General features: G+C 70.6%; 15 protein-coding genes. All 15 read left to right on the top strand.

Annotated features, from left to right (window positions below; genetic code table 11):
• Positions 1–432 precede the first annotated feature (432 nt).
• Positions 433–1,389 carry an ABC transporter substrate-binding protein gene (locus KBZ33_RS16335; RefSeq protein WP_254954414.1) on the top strand — a complete coding sequence of 319 codons (957 nt, stop codon included), beginning with the start codon at positions 433–435 and terminating at the stop codon, positions 1,387–1,389.
• Positions 1,390–1,443: 54 nt separating this feature from the next.
• The gene (locus KBZ33_RS16330) at positions 1,444–3,057 is read left to right on the top strand and encodes a NuoF family protein (protein ID WP_254954415.1); all 1,614 of its coding nucleotides are present in this window, start codon (positions 1,444–1,446) and stop codon (positions 3,055–3,057) included.
• Positions 3,054–3,773: a bidirectional hydrogenase complex protein HoxU gene (gene hoxU / locus KBZ33_RS16325; protein WP_254954416.1), complete on the top strand. Its 720-nt coding sequence runs from the start codon at positions 3,054–3,056 to the stop codon at positions 3,771–3,773. The genes KBZ33_RS16330 and hoxU overlap by 4 nt, the downstream gene beginning before the upstream one ends.
• Before the next feature lie 11 nt (positions 3,774–3,784).
• On the top strand, positions 3,785–4,363 hold the full coding sequence (locus KBZ33_RS16320; RefSeq protein WP_254954417.1) for an oxidoreductase: 579 nt from the start codon (positions 3,785–3,787) through the stop codon (positions 4,361–4,363).
• A gap of 10 nt (positions 4,364–4,373) precedes the next feature.
• Entirely contained in the window at positions 4,374–5,816 is a 1,443-nt protein-coding gene (locus KBZ33_RS16315; protein WP_254954418.1) for a Ni/Fe hydrogenase subunit alpha, read from the top strand.
• Positions 5,813–6,262 carry a hydrogenase maturation protease gene (locus KBZ33_RS16310; RefSeq protein WP_254954419.1) on the top strand — a complete coding sequence of 150 codons (450 nt, stop codon included), beginning with the start codon at positions 5,813–5,815 and terminating at the stop codon, positions 6,260–6,262. The genes KBZ33_RS16315 and KBZ33_RS16310 overlap by 4 nt, the downstream gene beginning before the upstream one ends.
• A complete protein-coding gene (hypA, locus tag KBZ33_RS16305) occupies positions 6,255–6,596 on the top strand; it encodes a hydrogenase maturation nickel metallochaperone HypA (protein WP_254954420.1) in 342 nt (113 codons plus the stop codon). The genes KBZ33_RS16310 and hypA overlap by 8 nt, the downstream gene beginning before the upstream one ends.
• A gap of 205 nt (positions 6,597–6,801) precedes the next feature.
• Positions 6,802–7,824, top strand: a complete 1,023-nt coding sequence (locus KBZ33_RS16300) for an outer membrane protein (protein WP_261362495.1) — start codon at positions 6,802–6,804, stop codon at positions 7,822–7,824.
• Positions 7,825–7,912: 88 nt separating this feature from the next.
• Positions 7,913–8,686: a hydrogenase nickel incorporation protein HypB gene (gene hypB, locus KBZ33_RS16295; protein ID WP_396108661.1), complete on the top strand. Its 774-nt coding sequence runs from the start codon at positions 7,913–7,915 to the stop codon at positions 8,684–8,686.
• Positions 8,683–11,283 (top strand): carbamoyltransferase HypF, encoded by a 2,601-nt coding sequence (gene hypF / locus KBZ33_RS16290; RefSeq protein WP_254954421.1) that lies wholly within the window; start codon positions 8,683–8,685, stop codon positions 11,281–11,283. The genes hypB and hypF overlap by 4 nt, the downstream gene beginning before the upstream one ends.
• Complete coding sequence (locus KBZ33_RS16285) at positions 11,231–11,473, top strand: HypC/HybG/HupF family hydrogenase formation chaperone (protein ID WP_254954422.1); 243 nt, start codon at positions 11,231–11,233, stop codon at positions 11,471–11,473. The genes hypF and KBZ33_RS16285 overlap by 53 nt, the downstream gene beginning before the upstream one ends.
• The gene (gene nifJ, locus KBZ33_RS16280; RefSeq protein ID WP_254954423.1) at positions 11,470–15,096 is read left to right on the top strand and encodes a pyruvate:ferredoxin (flavodoxin) oxidoreductase; all 3,627 of its coding nucleotides are present in this window, start codon (positions 11,470–11,472) and stop codon (positions 15,094–15,096) included. Before KBZ33_RS16285 ends, nifJ begins: the two co-directional genes overlap by 4 nt.
• Positions 15,093–16,127, top strand: coding sequence for a dihydroorotate dehydrogenase-like protein (locus KBZ33_RS16275; RefSeq protein WP_254954424.1), 1,035 nt, complete (start codon positions 15,093–15,095; stop codon positions 16,125–16,127). Before nifJ ends, KBZ33_RS16275 begins: the two co-directional genes overlap by 4 nt.
• Positions 16,124–17,242: a hydrogenase formation protein HypD gene (gene hypD / locus KBZ33_RS16270; protein ID WP_254954425.1), complete on the top strand. Its 1,119-nt coding sequence runs from the start codon at positions 16,124–16,126 to the stop codon at positions 17,240–17,242. Before KBZ33_RS16275 ends, hypD begins: the two co-directional genes overlap by 4 nt.
• A complete protein-coding gene (gene hypE / locus KBZ33_RS16265) occupies positions 17,235–18,251 on the top strand; it encodes a hydrogenase expression/formation protein HypE (protein WP_254954426.1) in 1,017 nt (338 codons plus the stop codon). Before hypD ends, hypE begins: the two co-directional genes overlap by 8 nt.

Below are 18,251 nucleotides of genomic sequence, written 5' to 3'. Positions count from 1 at the left end.
ATACACCTGATGATCAGCCGACAGCCAGTCACTCGGGGAGGCCGGCAGCAAGGAGGTCTGCCCCGGAGCCCAGGGGCGGAAGGTCTTGGGCTTTTGCATGACCCATTCTCCCAGCCAGATCCATTGCTGTCACTGGGATCTGGGCAGATTCATGGGTGTCTGTGGAGAGGTGCTGGGATGATCTATGCGCAACAGGCTCCTAGAAGAACGCGCGATTCCCTGGCGTTGTGGGGTTCAGCTGGTGGTGGGGCGGCAGGCAGGGGGGAGGAGGGGGATAGTGGAATTGGGCGAGAGGGAAAACGGTTGTGCATTTCTTACATTATGAATCTGTTATGCGTTTGGCCCCACTCCGTCGTGGTTCATGCGTGGCGTGGCATTGAATCCAACAGGAGCCTGAGGGGTCGGTGGGATCGGCTTGGCGGCATCGCTGTGTTGGGGTCCCTGCTACTGACTGTGGCGACGGGCTGCCAACACCAGCCTCCTCGCCTTGTGCTGGCGATCAGCCCATGGCCGGGATATGCCTACTTCGCCCTGGCCCAATCCCGCCAGCACTATGACTCTCGCCGCCTCAACCTCGAGGTGCGCAGCTTCCCAGATTTGGCTGGCACGGTTCATTCCTACATCTCGGGGGGGGCCCAGGCCATCGCCACCACCACGATCGATGCCGTCACCATCTGCGGGGTGGCTCCGGAACGTTGTCCGGTGATTGTCTATGTCATCAACGAATCCCTCGGTGGCGACCAACTGTTGGCCCGTCAAGGGGTGAAGGATCTCAAGGAACTGATCGGCCAGCCGATCGCCCTCGATCGCAGCAGCCTATCCCGGTACTTCCTGGCCAGAGCGTTTGAGTCTGAGGGTCTGCCGTCCCCCGATCCGTCCCAGCTGCGTTTTTTGCCGGCGGCCTCGTGGGAAGCGGCTCTGCGGCAGGGGAAGGTGCAGGCGGTGGTGACCCACCCACCAGGAAGCGAGCAGCTGCGGCGCTCCCAGCCCCTGGAAACCCTGTTCACCAGCCGGCAACTCCCCTACGAGATCCTGGATGTACTCGCCGTTGATCCCGAGCTGCTCCGCCTCCATCCCGATGCGGTCCTGGCCCTTGTCCAGGGCTGGAAGGCGGTCCGGGAGGAGGAGAGCCAACGGCCGGCTGCGGTGCGCCAGGCGATGGCTGAGCATTTGGGTCTTGTTTCCGGTGCGAAGGCGGCACTGTGGGAGGGCCTCCGCTATCCGGGGTCCCAGGAGCAGTATGAGTTACTGGACCCGGCTCAGAACAACCTGCCTCCGCAATTGGAGAAGATCCGCAGCGTGTTGTACAGCAACGGCGTGATCCCGGCCGGCTCCCCCCTGCCGACCACGACGGACAGCATCATCCGGCGGCTGGGCCCAACGAAATGAACAGCGCGGCGGCGATTTTGTGGCTAGCAAGGCCATAGGCGACCCCGGTTCCCCATGTCCGTCCCCCAGCAGCTGCGCTGCTGCGATGCCAGCGGTTGCCGTTCCGCCGGTGGCCAGGCCCTGCGCACCGCTCTCGAGGGCGCCCGGGACGCCGCCGGCCTCGACGCTGAGGCGCTGACGATCAAGCCGGTGGGTTGCCTGCGCCTCTGCGGCAGCGGCCCCCTGGTGGCCTGTGATGGACCCGGCCCCACCCAGCTCTTCGGTGGCGTGGCGCCGGAGCACGCCGGCGCCCTGATCGCCGCCAGCCTTGCCACCAGCCACCCCTCCGGCTGCGACGACGCCCTGGCCGCCCATCGCCTCGATCTGGAGGATCCCTTCTTCGCCTTGCAGCAGCCCGTGGTGCTCGAGGGCTGCGGCCAGGCGAATCCCGAATCCATCGACGACGCCCTCGCCTTCGGCACCTACGCCCAGCTGCACCGCATCCTGCAGGAGCTCACCCCCGAGCAGGTGCGCGACGAGGTGCGCCGCAGCGGTCTGCGCGGTCGCGGCGGTGCCGGCTACCCCACAGGCCTGAAGTGGGACACCGTGGCCCTGCAGCCCTCCGGCCCCCGTTATGTGGTCTGCAACGCCGATGAGGGCGACCCGGGGGCCTTCATGGACCGCAGCGTGCTCGAGAGCGATCCGCACCGGCTGATCGAGGGGATGGCGATCGCCGCCTACGCCGTCGGCGCCGAGCGGGGCTTCGTCTACGTGCGGGCGGAGTATCCCCTGGCGATCGAACGGCTGCGGCTGGCCCTGCAGCAGGCCCGCAGCCGCCATCTGCTGGGCAACCACATCGACGGCACCAGCTTCAACCTGCGCCTCGAGGTGCGGGTGGGCGCCGGTGCCTACGTGTGTGGTGAGGAGACGGCCCTGCTGCTCTCCATCCAGGGTCAGCGCGGCATGCCCCAGCCCCGGCCCCCCTTCCCGGCCCAGTCGGGCCTCTGGGGGGCCCCCACCTTGATCAACAACGTCGAAACCTTCACTGCCGTGCCGGCGATCCTGCGCCAGGGGGGCGACTGGTACGCCGCGATCGGCACCGAGCACAGCAAGGGCACCAAGGTGTTCGCCCTGTCCGGGGCGGTGGTCAACACCGGCCTGGTGGAGGTGCCGATGGGCACCCCCCTTCGCACGGTGGTCGAGGTGATCGGTGGCGGGGTGCCGGATGGCTCGCCGATCAAGGCGGTGCAGACGGGGGGGCCCTCAGGCGGCTGCATTCCGGCCCAACGGCTCGACACCCCCGTCGACTACGAAAGCCTGCTGGAGCTCGGTTCGATGATGGGCTCCGGCGGCATGGTGGTGATGGGGGAGAGCACCTCGATGCCCGAGGTGGCGCGCCATTTCATGGGGTTCAGCGTCAACGAGAGCTGCGGCAAGTGCGTGCCCTGCCGCGCCGGCACCGTGCAGCTGGCCCAGCTGCTCGATCGCTTCGTGGAACGCCGGGCCACCCCCGCCGACATGGAGCGGCTCGATGCCCTCTGCCAGATGGTCAAGGTCACCAGCCTCTGCGGCCTGGGCCAGTCGGCCCCCAATCCCGTGCTCAGCACCCTGCGCTGGTTCCGGCATGAATACGAGGCCGCCTGCCGCGAGCCCGCCGCCTGCGTCGCCGCTGGGGGAGTGGAGCGATGAGCGTCGTCACTCTCAGCGTGAATGGCCAGGACGTGGCGGTGCCGGCGGGGGCCAGCCTGCTGGAGGCCACCCGGGCGGCGGAAGCCAACGTCCCCACCCTGTGTCACCTCGAAGGTCTCACCCCGGTGTCCGCCTGCCGGCTGTGCCTGGTGGAGGTGGAGGGCTCCGGCAAGCTGCTGCCCGCCTGCAGCACCGCCGCCGCCGAGGGCATGGTGGTGCACACCCACACCCCCCAGCTGCGGGAGGTCCGGCGCATGACGGTGGAGCTGATCTTCGCCGAGGGCAACCACGTCTGCGCCGTCTGCGTGGCCAACACCCACTGCGAGCTGCAGGACATGGCCGTGACCGTGGGCATGGACCACTCCCGCTTCCCCTACCAGTACCCCCAGCGGTCGGTGGATGCCTCCCACCCCCAGTTCACCCTCGACCACAACCGCTGCATCCTCTGCACCCGCTGCGTCCGGGTGTGTGACGAGATTGAGGGGGCCCACGTCTGGGACATCGGCAGCCGCGGCGGCCAGTGCCACATCGTCGCCGGCCTCGATGAGCCCTGGGGCCAGGTGCAGGCCTGCACCTCCTGCGGCAAGTGCGTCGATGTGTGCCCCACCGGTGCCCTGTTCCGCAACAGCGACACCACCGCCGAGAAGCAGCCCAACACCACCCTGCCCGCCCTGTTGCGCACCGCCCGCGAACAGCGCCGCTGGCACAACCAGTAGTGACCCACCCCATGCCCCCCTCCCCGCCCGCCGCCAAGCTCCGCCTCGCCACCGTCTGGCTGGCGGGCTGCTCCGGCTGCCACATGTCGTTCCTGGATCTCGACGAGTTCCTCTTCGATCTGGCCGAGAAGGTGGATGTGGTCTTTTCGCCGGTCGGCACCGACGTCAAGATCTACCCCGAGAACGTCGACATCGCCCTGGTGGAGGGGGCGGTGGCGAACGTCGACAACCTCGAGCTGGCCCTGCAGTTGCGCCAGCGCACCGCCCTGGTGATCTCCTTCGGCGACTGCGCCGTGACGGCCAACGTGCCGGGCCTGCGCAACCTGCTCGATGGCGGCCACGACAGCGCCAAGGCGGTGTTGGAGCGCGGCTACCTGGAGCTGGCCGACGCCACGGGCCAGCTGCCCTTCGCCCCCGGCATCGTGCCCGAGCTGCTGCCCCGGGTGCTGCCCCTGCACGAGGTGATTCCTGTCGACCTCTACCTGCCGGGCTGCCCTCCCTCGGCCGAGCGCATCCGCGAGGCGATCACGCCCCTGCTGGCCGGTGAGCGGCCGGTGCAGGAAGGCTCCGCCATGCTGCGGTTCGGATGAGGACAACGCCATGACCCGCACCGTCATCATCGATCCGGTGACCCGCATCGAGGGCCACGCCAAGATCACCCTCCACCTCGATGGGGCCGGCCACCTCACCGACACCCGCTTCCACGTGGTGGAGTATCGGGGCTTCGAAAAATTCTGTGAGGGCCGGCCTTTCACCGAGATGGCCGGCATCACGGCCCGCATCTGCGGCATCTGCCCGGTGAGTCATCTGCTGGCGGCCGCCAAGACCGGCGACAAGCTGCTGGCGATTTCGATCCCCCCAGCGGCCGACAAGCTGCGGCGGCTGCTCAACCTGGCCCAGCTCACCCAGTCCCACGCCCTCTCCTTCTTTCACCTCAGCAGCCCCGATTTCCTGCTGGGCTGGGAGAGCGATCCGGCCAAACGCAATGTCTTCGGCCTGATGGCCGCCGACCCCGACCTGGCCCGGGCCGGCATCCGCCTGCGCCAGTTCGGCCAGCAGATCCTGGAGCTGCTGGGCGGCCGCAAGATCCACTCCGCCTGGGCGGTGCCCGGCGGTGTGCGCACCCCCCTGAGCCAGGAGGCGAAGGACTGGATCCTGGAGCGCCTGCCGGAAGCCCGCGCCACCGTGACCCTGGCGCTGGAGCTCTATAAAAAGCTGCTCGATGGCCCCCTGCAGAGGGAGCAGCGGGTCTTCGGCGACTTTCCCAGCCTGTTCATGGGCCTGGTGACACCGCAGGGGCTCTGGGAGCACATCGACGGCGGCATTCGCTTCCGCGATGCGAACGGGGCGATCGTCGCCGACCAGCTCAGCGAGGACGATTACGCCGATTTCCTCGGCGAGGCGGTCGAACCCTGGAGCTACCTCAAGTTCCCTTACTACAAGCCCCTCGGTTACCCCGACGGCCTCTACCGGGTAGGCCCCCTGGCCCGGCTCAACGTCTGCGACAGCGTCGGCACCCCCTGGGCCGACCGGGAGCTGGCGGAGCTGCGCCAGCGCAGCGGCCAGCCCGCCACCTCGAGCTTCGCCTATCACCACGCGCGGCTGGTGGAGATCGTGGCCTGCCTGGAGGCGATCGAGATCCTGGTGGCCGACCCCGAGCTGATGCACGGCCGCATCCGCCTGCGGGCCTCCCTCAACCGCAACGAGGCGGTGGGCGTGAGCGAGGCGCCCCGGGGCACCCTCTTCCACCACTACAAGGTGGATGACGACGGCCTGCTCACCAGCGTCAACCTGATCATCGCCACCGGCCAGAACAACCTGGCCATGAACCGCACCGTGCACCAGATCGCCCAGGAGTACATCCCCGATCCGGTGCCCGCCGGCGCCGAGATCCCCGAGGCGATGCTCAACCGGGTGGAGGCGGGCATCCGCTGCTTCGACCCCTGCCTCTCCTGCTCCACCCATGCCGCCGGCCAGATGCCGCTGCGCCTGCAGCTGCTGGCCGCCGATGGCACGGTGCTGGCCGAGCGCCTGCGCGGATGACCGGCGCCGGTCTCGGCACCGGAGGCGCCCTGCTGATCGGCATCGGCAACCCCCTGCGGGGCGATGACGGGGTGGGCTGGCACCTGGTGGAGGGTCTGGGCCTGCAGCGCCACCAGCTCACCCCCGAACTGGCCGAGGCGGTGGCGGCCGCCGACCGGCTGCTGATCGTCGATGCCTGGCTGGGGCCGCCCCGGAGCCCCTGCCTGCTGCGGCCCCTGGTGGCCTCAGGCGGCTGGGAGCGGGACACACACCGGGTGGCGCCCGCCCGGTTGCTGGCCCTGGCCGAGCAGCTGTTCGGCCGCCGCGTGCCGGCCCACGAGCTGCTGGTGCCGGCCTTCGACTTCTCCTGGGGCGATCGCTTCTCGCCGCAGCTGCGGCGCCAGTTGCCGCAGGCGCGCCAATTGCTGCGGGGCTGGCTGCAGGGGTCGGTGCCACACCTTGCATGAACTCAGCCTGATGGACGCGGTGCGGCAGCAGGCCCTGGAGCAGGCCGCTCTGCATGGGGCCCGCCGCATCAGCGCCATCACGCTGCGGGTGGGCAGCCTGGCGGGGGTGGAGATCGAGGCCCTGCGCCTGGCCCACACAGTGGTGATGGCGGACACGATCGCCGCCGACTCCCGGCTGGTGATCGAGGTGGTGTCGGCTGAATGTTTCTGTGCCGCCTGCGGGCAGCCGTTTCCGGCGCGCGATGGCTGCTGCGATTGCCCGCGCTGCGGCCGCATCAGCCGGGAGCTGCTGCGGGGCAAGGAGCTTCAGCTGGCCTCCCTGGAGCTCGACTGAGCCGGGGTGCCGACTCCCATCTTGCCAACGTCAGTACCGCCATAAGTTTAAAAAATACTGTGAAGCAAGCCTCTGGTGCGGAACGTAACTTTGTGCAAGTTTTTAGGTTTAGCATCACCCTGTGCCAGGCTTTTCGGTGTCCATGAACTGCCAATGAGTCCGCGCTGTGGGCTTATTTCTTGACAAGTGAGAGGAATGCAACCCCATGACTAACTTCGCAAAGACTTTCAAGCGCACTTTTCTCCGTGGGGTTGGAATCGCCGCCACGGGTGGTCTTCTTTTCGGCGGTGCCGCGATGGCGGAGGTCAACTCCCTCGGCGAACGGTCTGAGCCTGTTGCCGATCCGGTCCAGGCGCTGGACGCTCAGCGGGCCATCGCAGACCCCGCCGATCAACTGGCTCCGCAGGCCGCCCCTCAGGACGCCAGCCTCGTGGCCCAAAGCTTTCCCCAGCCAGAGGTGAAGGAGGTGTATTCCGCCAAGGGGTGGTATCTCACCATCGGTGTAGGCGCCCAGACCCCCAGCGACCAGACGGTCAACAGCACCAATAACTTGGTGTCACCCTTCTTCACCCCGCTGCTCTTCAACTTCCAAAACAACAATTCCACCAAGTTGGATCTGGGCGGTGGTTTCTCCGGAGACGTCGGTGTTGGCTACGACTTCGGTGCTCTTCGCGCTGAGCTCACCTATGGCTACAGCAGTGCCAGTCTCAACGCTGTCGGCGCCGCCAGCCCCATCGGCTTCGGTGCCTTCGGCCTCGTTCCTTTCACCAACAACGTTTCCGGCAGAGTCAACAAGAATGATCTGCTGGCCAGTGTCTACTACGACTTTGAGAACAACAGTCGTTGGACGCCCTACATCGGTGGTGGCATCGGTTATACCAACATCAGCACTCCCGGTCTCTCTTTCGGCTATTTCAACAGCAACGGTGTTAACAAGGGGCTGTTTGGCTGGCAGGGCAAAGTGGGCGTCAGCTATGCCATGAGCTACAACTCCGATATCTACTTGGAGGGCGTTTATCAAGGTGCCAGCGGGTACACCTCAAATAACGTCACGTTCGACGCTTTCAATAGCTGGGGCGGCAAGATCGGCTTCCGCTACCGCTTCGGGGCCCGCCCGGTGGCGGTTGCCCCCGCTCCCGCGCCGGAGCCCGTGATGCAGCCCGCACCGGCTCCTGCGCCGATCTTCCAGCCCGAACCGGCCCCCGCGCCGATCCGCGGCCTCTGGTGACCTTCGGATAGCCACCGGGGCCATCCGGGCCTCGCCTGAGCTCCGTGCCTAACCTTCGGGTAAAGCCGGGCCCCGGCGGGGCTTTTCCGTGCCGCTCTCCTGTCTGGGGGTCGATCCTGCGATGTGTGTCGACTGCAATTGCGGCCAACCGGTGCCCGCTGCCAACGAATCTCCGCGGCACCTGGAGCTGGGCCAGCGCCTGCTGCTGCACAACGACGCCCAGGCGGCTGCCAACCGGGAGCATTTCGCCGCCGCCGGCGTCCGGGTGATCAACCTGCTCTCCTCCCCCGGCTCCGGCAAGACCGCCCTGCTGGAGCGGCTGGCCCGGGAGCTGGCACCGTCTTCGGCGGCGGTGCGCCATCCGATGGCGGTGATCGTGGGGGATCTGGCCACCGACAACGACGCACGACGCCTGCGGGCCGCCGGGGTGCCGGCCCTGCAGATCACCACCGGCCAGGCCTGCCACCTGGAGGCGGCCATGGTGCACCGGGCCCTGCATGAGCTCGACCACCTCGGCCATCCCCTGGCCGGCCTGGAGCTGCTGGTGATCGAGAACGTCGGCAACCTGGTCTGCCCGGCCGCTTTCGATCTGGGCGAAAGCCAGCGGGTGGTGCTGCTGTCGGTCACCGAAGGGGAGGACAAGCCCCTGAAGTATCCGGCCACCTTCCACTCCGCCGACGTGGTGGTGATCAGCAAGAGCGATCTGGCCGAGGCCTGCGGCTTCGATGCTCCCCAGGCCCGCCGCCACGTGGCCCTTGTGGCCCCAAAGGCCCGGATTGTGGAGGTCTCCGCCCGCACCGGGGCGGGCATCGCCACGCTGCTGGCGGCCCTCGGCCTGGAGCGGGTGCCCGTCGCCGGGTGAGCAGGTCGCCCCTGGCCGGACGGGGACGGTTGCAGCTGGAGTGCCGCGGGGTGGTCCAGGGGGTGGGTTTCCGGCCCCTGGTGCACCGGCTGGCCCACGACCTGGGTCTTTCCGGTGAGGTGGAAAACGGTCCCGGTGTGGTGCGGCTGCAGCTGGAGGGGGAACGCGCCGGCCTGGAGACGTTCCTGCGGCGCCTGCCGCTGCAGTTGCCCCCCGGGGCCCGGCTGGAGCGGTTGGATCCGCTCTGGCTGCCGGCGCCCGGGGGAACGGGCGGGGCGCCGCCGGCGGGGGTCAGGATCCTGGCCGGCGCGGCGCAGCCCCTCGGCATCGACCTGGTGGCTACGGCCCTGGTGGCCGATCGGGCCCCCTGCCGCGCCTGCCTGGCCGAGCTGGCCGATCCCGCCGATCGCCGCTGCGGCTACCCCTTCATCAGCTGTTGCGACTGCGGCCCCCGTTTCAGCATCGCCACCGCCGAGCCCTGGACCCGGGCCCACACCACCCTGGCCCCGTTCCCGCCCTGCCCGGCCTGCCTCAGGGAGTACGAAGATCCAGCCGATCGACGCTTCCATGCCGAGACGATCGCCTGCCCGGTGTGCGGGCCGCGGCTGGCCCTGTTGGATGGCGCCGGCAGGCCCCTGGCGGGTCCCGGTGCTGACGGCGGCACCGCTGCCCTGATCCGGGCCTGCTGCGACCGTCTTGCTGCCGGGGAGATCCTGGCCCTGCAGGGGGTGGGCGGCTTCCAGCTGCTGGTGGATGGCACCCATGCGGCGGCGGTGGCGCGGCTGCGGCGGCGCAAGCGACGGCCCGCCAAGCCCTTCGCCCTGCTGGTGGCCGAGGCCGGCGTCCTGGCCCCCGATTGCCACCTGGACGCCAGGGAGCGGCGGGCCCTGGCGGATCCCGCCGCCCCGATCGTGCTGCTGCGCCGCCGCCTGGGGGCTCCGGAAGCCCTGCCGGGGGTGGCCCCGGGCAGTCCGTGCCTGGGGGCGATGCTGCCGGCGTCGCCGTTGCACCACCTGCTGGCGGGCGCCTTCGGCCGGCCCCTGGTGGCGACCAGCGGCAACCCCAGCGGCGAGCCGCTCTGCACCGATCCCGCCGAGGCGCTGGAGCGGCTGGGGGGTGGGGCTGACGAGCCGATCGCCGATGTTTTTCTGGTGCACGACCGCGGCATCGCCCGGCCCCTGGATGATTCGGTGCTGCAGCTGATCGATGGCCGGCCAGCCCTGCTGCGCCGGGCCCGCGGCTATGCCCCAGAGCCCCTGCCCCTGGTGGAGCCGCCGCCAGGGGCAGGGGCTCCACCAGGGGGGATGCCGCAGGGAGTGGTGGCCCTTGGCGGCGATCTCAAGAGTGCGCCGGCGTTAGCGCTGAACGGGCGGCTGTGGCTGGCCCCCCACCTGGGCGACCTGGCCGAGGGGCGCTTGCTCTCCCGCCTGGCCGAGGGTCTGGCGGCGATCGAGCAGCGTTGGGGGAACCAGGTGACGGCCATCGCCTGCGATGCCCACCCCGGCTACCTCAGCCACCAGCTCGCCGCCGACCAGCGGTGGCCGCGGCAGACGGTGCAGCACCATCGGGCCCATGGCCTGGCGGTGCTGGCCGAGCACGGGCTGCCGTCGCCGTTGCTGGCCGTCACCTGGGATGGGCTCGGCTACGCCCCAGCCCCTGCTGCCGATGGCGGTCCCCAGCTGTGGGGCGGGGAGCTGCTGCTGCTGGGTGGGGCCGGCGCCTCCCCCTGCGAGCGACTGGTGGCCCTGAGGCCCTTCCCGTTGCCGGGCGGTGAGCGGGCCATGGCGGAACCCCGCCGGGCGTCCCTGGGGCTGCTGGCCGCCGCCGGATCCTGGGCCCTGGAGCACCCCGGAGCCCGCCACAGCCTGGCCGCCTTCGCGGCCGGCGAGCGCCACCTGCTGCTGCAGGCCATCGCCAGCGGCTGCAACAGCCCCCTGAGCACCAGCGTCGGCCGGCTGTTCGACGCGGTCGCCTCCCTGCTGGGCCTGCTGCAGGTGCAGAGCTATGAGGGCGAGGGGGGGCTGCGGCTGCAGGGGGTCGCCGCGTCTGCTTCCGGTGAGCGGGCGAGCTGGCCGCTCCCCCTGGTGCCGCCCGGGGCCGTCACGGGGGGCACCTCCGCCGGCGGGCCAAGTCTGGGCTGGCTCGACTGGGAACCGTTGCTGGAGGCCCTGCTGGCGGCGATCGCCGCCGGCACGCCGCCGGCGCTGTGTGCCGCCCGCTTCCACCACGCCCTGGCGTCGGCCCTGGCCGAGACGGCCGCCCTCGCTGCTGCCTCCAGGCCCCTCCCCGCCATCGCCAGCAGCGGCGGCGTGCCGGTGGCCCTGGCTGGGGGCTGCTTCCAGAACCGACTGTTACTGGAGGCCGCGATCGCGGCGCTGCGGGCCAGGGGGTTGCGGCCGTTCTGGCCGGAGGCGCTGCCCTGCAACGACGGCGGGCTGGCCCTGGGACAGATCTGGGCGGTGGGCGGTCCGTGGTCAGATCCGGCTGGCGCGCCTACAACCGGAAGGAGTGTCCACGAGCCGAAACCTGCGTATGTGCCTGGCCGTGCCCGCGCGCATCCTCTCGATCCGGATCCAGCCGCCGCAGGGAGCGCCTGAGCCCAGCGGGGCCGATGCCGCCGCCACTGATGTCGCAGCCGATGACGACCTCTGGCGCGTGGCCGAGGTGGATTTCGGTGGGGTACGTCAGCAGGTGAGCCTGGCCTGCCTGCCCGAGGCGGCCGTGGGCGATCGGGTGCTGGTGCACGTGGGCCTGGCCCTCAGCCTTGTCGACGACGATCCCCCATGACCATCACCGTTGACGGCAATGAGGCGGTGGCCCTGGTGGCCTACCGCCTCAACGAGGCCATCGCCATCTACCCGATCACCCCCGCCTCGCCGATGGGGGAGTGGGCCGATGCCTGGTGCACCGAGGGCCGTCCCAACCTCTGGGGCACGGTCCCGGCGGTGGTGGAGTTGCAGAGCGAGGCCGGCGCCGCCGGCACCGTGCATGGCGCCCTGCAGGCGGGGGTGCTGACCACCACCTTCACGGCCTCCCAGGGGCTGCTGCTGATGGTGCCCAACCTCTACAAGCTGGCCGGCGAGCTCACTCCCGCCGTGCTGCATGTGGCGGCCCGCTCCCTGGCGGCCCAGGGGCTCTCGATCTTCGGCGACCACAGCGATGTGATGGCCTGCCGCGGCACGGGCTGCGTGATCCTCTGCTCGGCCTCGGTGCAGGAGGCGGGTGATTTCGCTGCCATCGCCACCCGGGCCAGCCTGCTGGGGCGGCTGCCGGTGCTGCACATGTTCGACGGCTTCCGCACCTCCCACGAGATCCAGAAGATCGAGCCCATCGACGACGCGGTGCTCCACGCCCTGATGCCGATGCAGGCGGTGGCGGATCACCGCCACCGGGCCCTCTCCCCCGACCATCCGGTGCTGCGGGGCACGGCCCAGAACCCTGATGTGTACTTCCAGGCGCGGGAGTCGGTGAACCGCTTCTACGACGCCCTCCCCGGGCACCTGGTGGAGGCGATGGAGCAGTTCGCCGGCCTCACCGGCCGCCATTACGGGCCCTACGAGTACGTGGGCGCCGCCGATGCCGAGCGGGTGGTGGTGCTGATGGGTTCCGGCTGCGAAACCGCCGAGGAGACGGCGGCGGCCCTGATCGCCACAGGCGAACGGGTGGGAGTGCTCAAGGTGCGCCTGTTCCGGCCGTTTGTGGCGAGCCTGTTCGCTGCCGCCCTGCCGCCCACGCTGCGGGGACTGGCGGTGCTCGACCGCTGCAAGGAGCCCGGGGCCGGCGGCGAGCCCCTCTACCTGGATGCGGTGGCCGCCCTCAGTGAGGAGTGGCAGGCCTGCCACGGCGATCGCCCCCTGCCCCGGGTGGTGGGCGGCCGCTACGGCCTTTCCTCCAAGGAGTTCACCCCGGCCATGGTCAAGGCGGTGTTTGACAACCTCTTGCTGCCGCAGCCCCGCAACCACTTCACGGTCGGCATCGACGACGACGTCACCCACCGCTCGCTGCCCGTCGCGGCGGACTTCCACGTCGACGGGGCCGACGAAGTGCGGGCCGTGTTCTACGGCCTGGGCTCGGACGGCACCGTGGGGGGCAACAAGGCCACGATCAAGATCATCGGCGAGCAGACCGACCTGTTTGCCCAGGCCTACTTCGTCTACGACTCCAAGAAATCCGGCTCGGTCACGGTGTCGCACCTGCGCTTCGGCCCCCGGCCGATCCGCGCCCCCTACCTGATCGAGCGCCCCACCCTGGTGGCCTGTCACCAATGGGATTTCGTCGAGCGCTTCGACCTGCTGGCCGGCCTGGATGCCGGTGGGGTGCTGCTGCTCAACAGCCCCTTCCCGATCGAGGAGAGCTGGCGGCGCCTGCCGGCGGCGCTGCGCTGCGGCATCCGTGAGCGGGGCCTGTCGGTGTGGCTGATTAACGCCTACCGGGTGGCGCGGGAGGCCGGCATGGGCCAGCACATCAACACGGTGATGCAGGCCTGCTTCTTCGCCGTCAGCGGCGTGCTGCCGCGCCAGGAGGCGATCGAGCAGATCCGCGTTTCCCTGCGCAAGACCTACGGCCGCAAGGGGGAGGCGGTGGTGGCCATGAACCTGCGCGCCCTCGACGCCACCCTCGACAACCTCCAGCCCTTGGATTGGAGCCAGCTGCCGGCGGAAGACGACCTCCCGGCTGCGGCCCCGCAGGTCGACCGGCTCGCCGGCGCCCCCGTGTTTGTGCGCGAGGTGATCGCCCCCTTGCTGGAGCGGCGCGGTGATGGCCTGCCGGTCAGCGCCCTGCCCTGCGACGGCACCTGGCCCACCGGCACGGCCCAGTGGGAGAAGCGCAACATCGCCGAGACGGTGCCGGTGTGGGAGAGCGACCTGTGCGTGCAGTGCGGCAAGTGCGTCATGGTGTGTCCGCACGCGGTGATCCGGGCCAAGGCGGTGGCGCCGGAGGCCCTGGTGGGCGCACCGGAGGGATTCCGCCAGGCCCCGGCCCGGGATCCCGACTTCAAGGGCCGCAGCTTCACGATCCAGGTGGCCGTCGAGGACTGCACCGGCTGTGCCCTGTGCGTGGAGGTCTGCCCGGCCCGCGACCGCACCGAACCGAAGCGCAAGGCGATCAACATGGCGCCCCAGCGCCCCCTGCGGGACCAGGCCCGGGGTCACTGGGACTACTTCCTGGCGTTGCCCGAGATGGCCCGGGGTGATCTCAACCTGCACAAGATCGGCCAGCAGCAGCTGCAGCAGCCCCTGTTCGAGTTCTCCGGCGCCTGCGGCGGCTGCGGCGAAACGCCCTACCTCAAGCTGGCCAGCCAGCTGTTCGGCGACCGCATGCTGGTGGCCAACGCCACGGGCTGCTCCTCGATTTATGGCGGCAACCTGCCCACCACCCCCTGGAGCACCAACGCCGAGGGGCGTGGCCCGGCCTGGAGCAACTCCCTGTTCGAGGACAACGCTGAGTTTGGCCTGGGCATGCGCGTGGCCATCGACCAGCAGCGCCAGATGGCCCTCGAACTGCTGGAGCGGCTGGGGCCGGCGCCGGAGCGGACCGACCCCCTGCTTCCCGGGGCCCTGGTGGCGGCGATCCGCGACGGCGACCAGCACGATGAGGCCGGCATCGTCGCCCAGCGGCAGCGGGTGGAGGAGCTCAAGCGGCTGCTGCAGGCTGCGGTCCGGGAGGCGCCCGAGGCGGCCCGCCTGCTGGATCTGGCCGATGCCCTGGTCAAGAAGAGCGTCTGGCTGGTGGGCGGCGACGGCTGGGCCTACGACATCGGCTTCGGCGGCCTCGACCACGTGCTGGCCAGCGGCCGGGATGTCAATGCCCTGGTGCTCGACACCGAGGTGTACTCCAACACCGGCGGCCAGATGTCGAAGGCCACGCCCCGGGCGGCGGTGGCCAAGTACGCCGCCGGCGGCAAGACCGCTCCCAAGAAGGATCTCGGGCTGATGATGATGAGCTACGGCAGCGTCTATGTGGCCAGCGTGGCCATGGGGGCCCGCGACGAACACACGGTGCGGGCGTTCCTGGAGGCGGAAAGCTACCCGGGCCCGTCGTTGATCCTGGCCTATTCCCACTGCATCGCCCACGGCATCGACATGGCCCGGGGCATGGAGCAGCAGAAGGCGGCGGTGGACTCCGGCCGCTGGCTGCTCTACCGCTACGACCCGCGCCGCACCGAACGGGGCGAGCACCCACTGCAGATCGACAGCCGGGGCCAGAAGCGCCCCCTGGCCGAGGCGATGGCCACGGAGAACCGCTTCCGCATGCTCTCCTTCAGCCAGCCGGAGCGGGCCCGGGCTCTGGCGCGCCAGGCGGAGCTGGAGGTGGCCCGGCGCTGGGCCCTTTACAGCGCCCTCGCCGGCACCCCGACGGGTACCGAGACAACTCCCCAGACGACGTCCCAGACAGAGGCACCGGCATGAACCGTCCCGATCTTTCCGTCACCTACCTGGGCCTGGAGCTGCGCAGCCCGCTGGTGGTGGGGGCTGCGGCGCCCCTCAGTGAAGACATCGATCAGCTGCTGCGCCTCGAGGAGGCCGGCGCCGCCGCCGTGGTGCTGCATTCCCTGTTCGAGGAACAGATCGAGCGTGACCAGCTGGAGCTGCACCGGGTGAGCCTGCAGGGGGCCGACAGCTACGGCGAGGCGCTCAGCTACTTCCCCGAGCCCTCGATCTTCCACGTCGGCCACGACCTCTACCTGCGCCACCTTGAGCAGGCCCGCTCCCGTCTGTCGGTGCCCGTGATCGCCAGCCTCAATGGCGCCCACCCCGGCCAGTGGGTGCAGGTGGCGCGGCGGATGGAGGACGCCGGCGCCAGTGCCCTGGAGCTGAACATCTATTCCGTTCCCACCGATCCGGACCTCTCCAGTGCGGCGATCGAGAACCAGGTGCTGGAGATCGTCGCCGAGGTGCGCGCCGAGGTGACGCTGCCGCTGGCGGTGAAGCTCAGCCCCTTCTTCACCAACTTCGGCTCCATGGCCAAGCGGCTGGCCGCCGGCGGGGCCGATGGCCTGGTGCTGTTCAACCGCTTTTACCAGCCCGACATCGACATCGAGGAACTGGAGGTGCGGCCCAACCTGCTGCTGTCCACCCCCCATGACCTGCGGCTGCCGCTGCGCTGGATCGCCCTGCTGCACGGCCGCCACCCGCTGGACCTGGCGGCCACCGGCGGCGTGCACCGCGGCACCGACGTGGTGCGCTTGCTGATGGCCGGCGCCGCCATCACCCAGGTGGTGGCCGCCCTGCTGCGCCATGGCCCCGGCCGCCTCGCTGGGCTGGAGGAGGAGCTGGGCCAGTGGCTGCTGGAGCACGAGCACGCCACCGCCCGGGAGCTGATCGGCTGCATGAGCCAGCAGCGCTGCCCCGATCCGAGCGAGTACGAGCGCTCCCAGTACATGCGTGCCGTCCAGACCTTCCTGCCCGCCGAGGCCGCGGCGGCGCCCGGTCCCTGGTGAGCGCTCCAGCGGTGCTGACGGCGGCGGTGGCCGCCGTGCGGGAGCTGGCGGCCGAGCTGGCCGCGATCACCAGCCGGCCCTGGACCCTGATGGAGGTGTGCGGCGGCCAGACCCACGCCATCGTGCGCTGGGGGCTCGACCAGCTGCTGCCTCCCGGGCTGCGGCTGATCCACGGCCCCGGCTGCCCGGTCTGCGTCACGCCCGCCGCCACCATCGATGCGGCCCGGGCCCTGGCCCGCCGGCCGGAGGTGATCCTCTGCTCCTACGGCGACATGCTGCGGGTGCCGGGCGGCGCAGCTGGCGGCGAGACGGGTGGGGATCTGCTGGGGGTGCGGGCCGAGGGGGGCGACGTGCGCCTGCTCACCTCCCCGTTGGAGGCCCTGGCCCTGGCCCGGCGCCATCCGGATCGCCAGGTGGTGTTCCTGGCGGTCGGTTTCGAGACCACGGCCCCGGCCACGGCCCTGCTGGTGCGCCAGGCGATGGCCGCCGGGGCGGCCAATCTCTCCCTGCTGGCGGCCCATGTGCGGGTCCCTCCCGCCATGGCGGCGATCCTGACGGCCGAGGGCAACCAGGTGCAGGGGTTCCTGGCGGCGGGGCACGTCTGCGCCGTGATGGGCACCACGGAGCTGGAGCAGCTGGTGGATCGGCACCGGGTGCCGGTGGTGGTGAGCGGCTTCGAGCCCCTGGATCTGATGCGGGGCCTGGTGGCGTGCGTGCGGCAGCTGGAGCGGGGCGAGGCCCGGGTGGCGAATGCCTACGGCCGGGTGGTGCGCCAGCAGGGCAATCCGGCCGCCCGGGGCCTGCTGGAGTCCGTGTTCGAGCCGGTGGACCGGCCCTGGCGGGGTTTCGGCACCATTCCGGGCGGTGGTCTGGGGCTGAGGGCGCCGTTTCGGAGCCTGGAGGCCGGGGCCCGCTTCAGCGATCTGCCGGGGCCGGCAGAGGCTCCGGAGCCGGCGGGCGTCTGCATCAGTGGCGCCATCCTGCAGGGGCGCGCCCGGCCCATGGACTGTCCGGCCTTCGGGAGCACCTGCACCCCGGAGCATCCGCTGGGGGCGCCGATGGTGTCCTCGGAGGGGGCCTGCGCCGCCTACCACCGCTACGGCCGCCGTGGCTGAGCCGGCCCCGCCCGCCACCCCCCGCATCCAGCTGGCCCACGGCGGCGGCGGCACCTTGATGCAGCAGCTGATCGACGCCGAGCTGCGCCGCCTCTATGCCGATCCCGACCAGGTGCTGCACGATGCCGCCCGCCTGTCCCTGCCCCACGGGCGCCTGGCCTTCACCACTGACAGCTACGTGGTGCACCCCCTGGAATTTGAAGGGGGCGACATCGGCCGCCTGGCGGTGACGGGCACCGCCAACGACCTGGCCATGGCCGGCGCCCGGCCTCTGGTGCTGAGCCTGGGCCTGATCCTGGAGGAGGGGCTGGAGATCGCCCTGCTGCGCCGGATCGTCTCGTCGCTGCTGGAGGCGGCCCGGGACTGCGGCGTGAGCATCGTCACCGGCGACACCAAGGTGGTGGAGCGGGGCAAGGGGGATGGGGCCTTCCTCAACACCAGCGGCATCGGCCTGCTGCAGGTGGACGACCCGATCGATCCGCTGGCGATCGTCCCCGGCGACCAGCTGCTGGTAAGCGGCGACCTGGGCCGCCACGGGGTGGCGATCCTGGCCGCCCGCCACGGCCTGGATCTGCAGCCCCCCATGGCCAGTGACTGCATGCCCCTGTGGCCCGCGGTGGAGGCGTTGCTGGCGGCAGGGGTGCGGCTCCACTGCCTGCGCGATCTCACCCGGGGCGGCCTGGCCAGCGCCCTGCAGGAACTGGCGTCCCCCAACGCCCTGGAGCTGCAGATCGAGGAAGACTGCCTGCCGGTGGCGGAGCCCGTGCGGCGCACCTGTGAGCTGCTGGGCTTCGATCCGCTGCACCTGGCCAACGAGGGCCGCTTCCTGGCGGTGGTGCCCGCGGCCGATCGGGAGCGGGCCCTGGCGGTGCTGGGACCCGCAGGGGGAGCCTGGATCGGCCACGTGGCCGCTGGCCCCCCCCGGGGCCGGGTGCTGCTACGCACCCCCTTCGGCAGCGAGCGGGTGCTGATTCCCCTCAGCGGAGAACTGCTGCCGAGGATCTGCTGA

The sequence above is a fragment of the Cyanobium sp. Cruz-8D1 genome, assembly GCF_024345975.1.
GTDB lineage: Bacteria > Cyanobacteriota > Cyanobacteriia > PCC-6307 > Cyanobiaceae > Cyanobium.
This window is presented reverse-complemented; position numbering and strand designations above follow the sequence as displayed.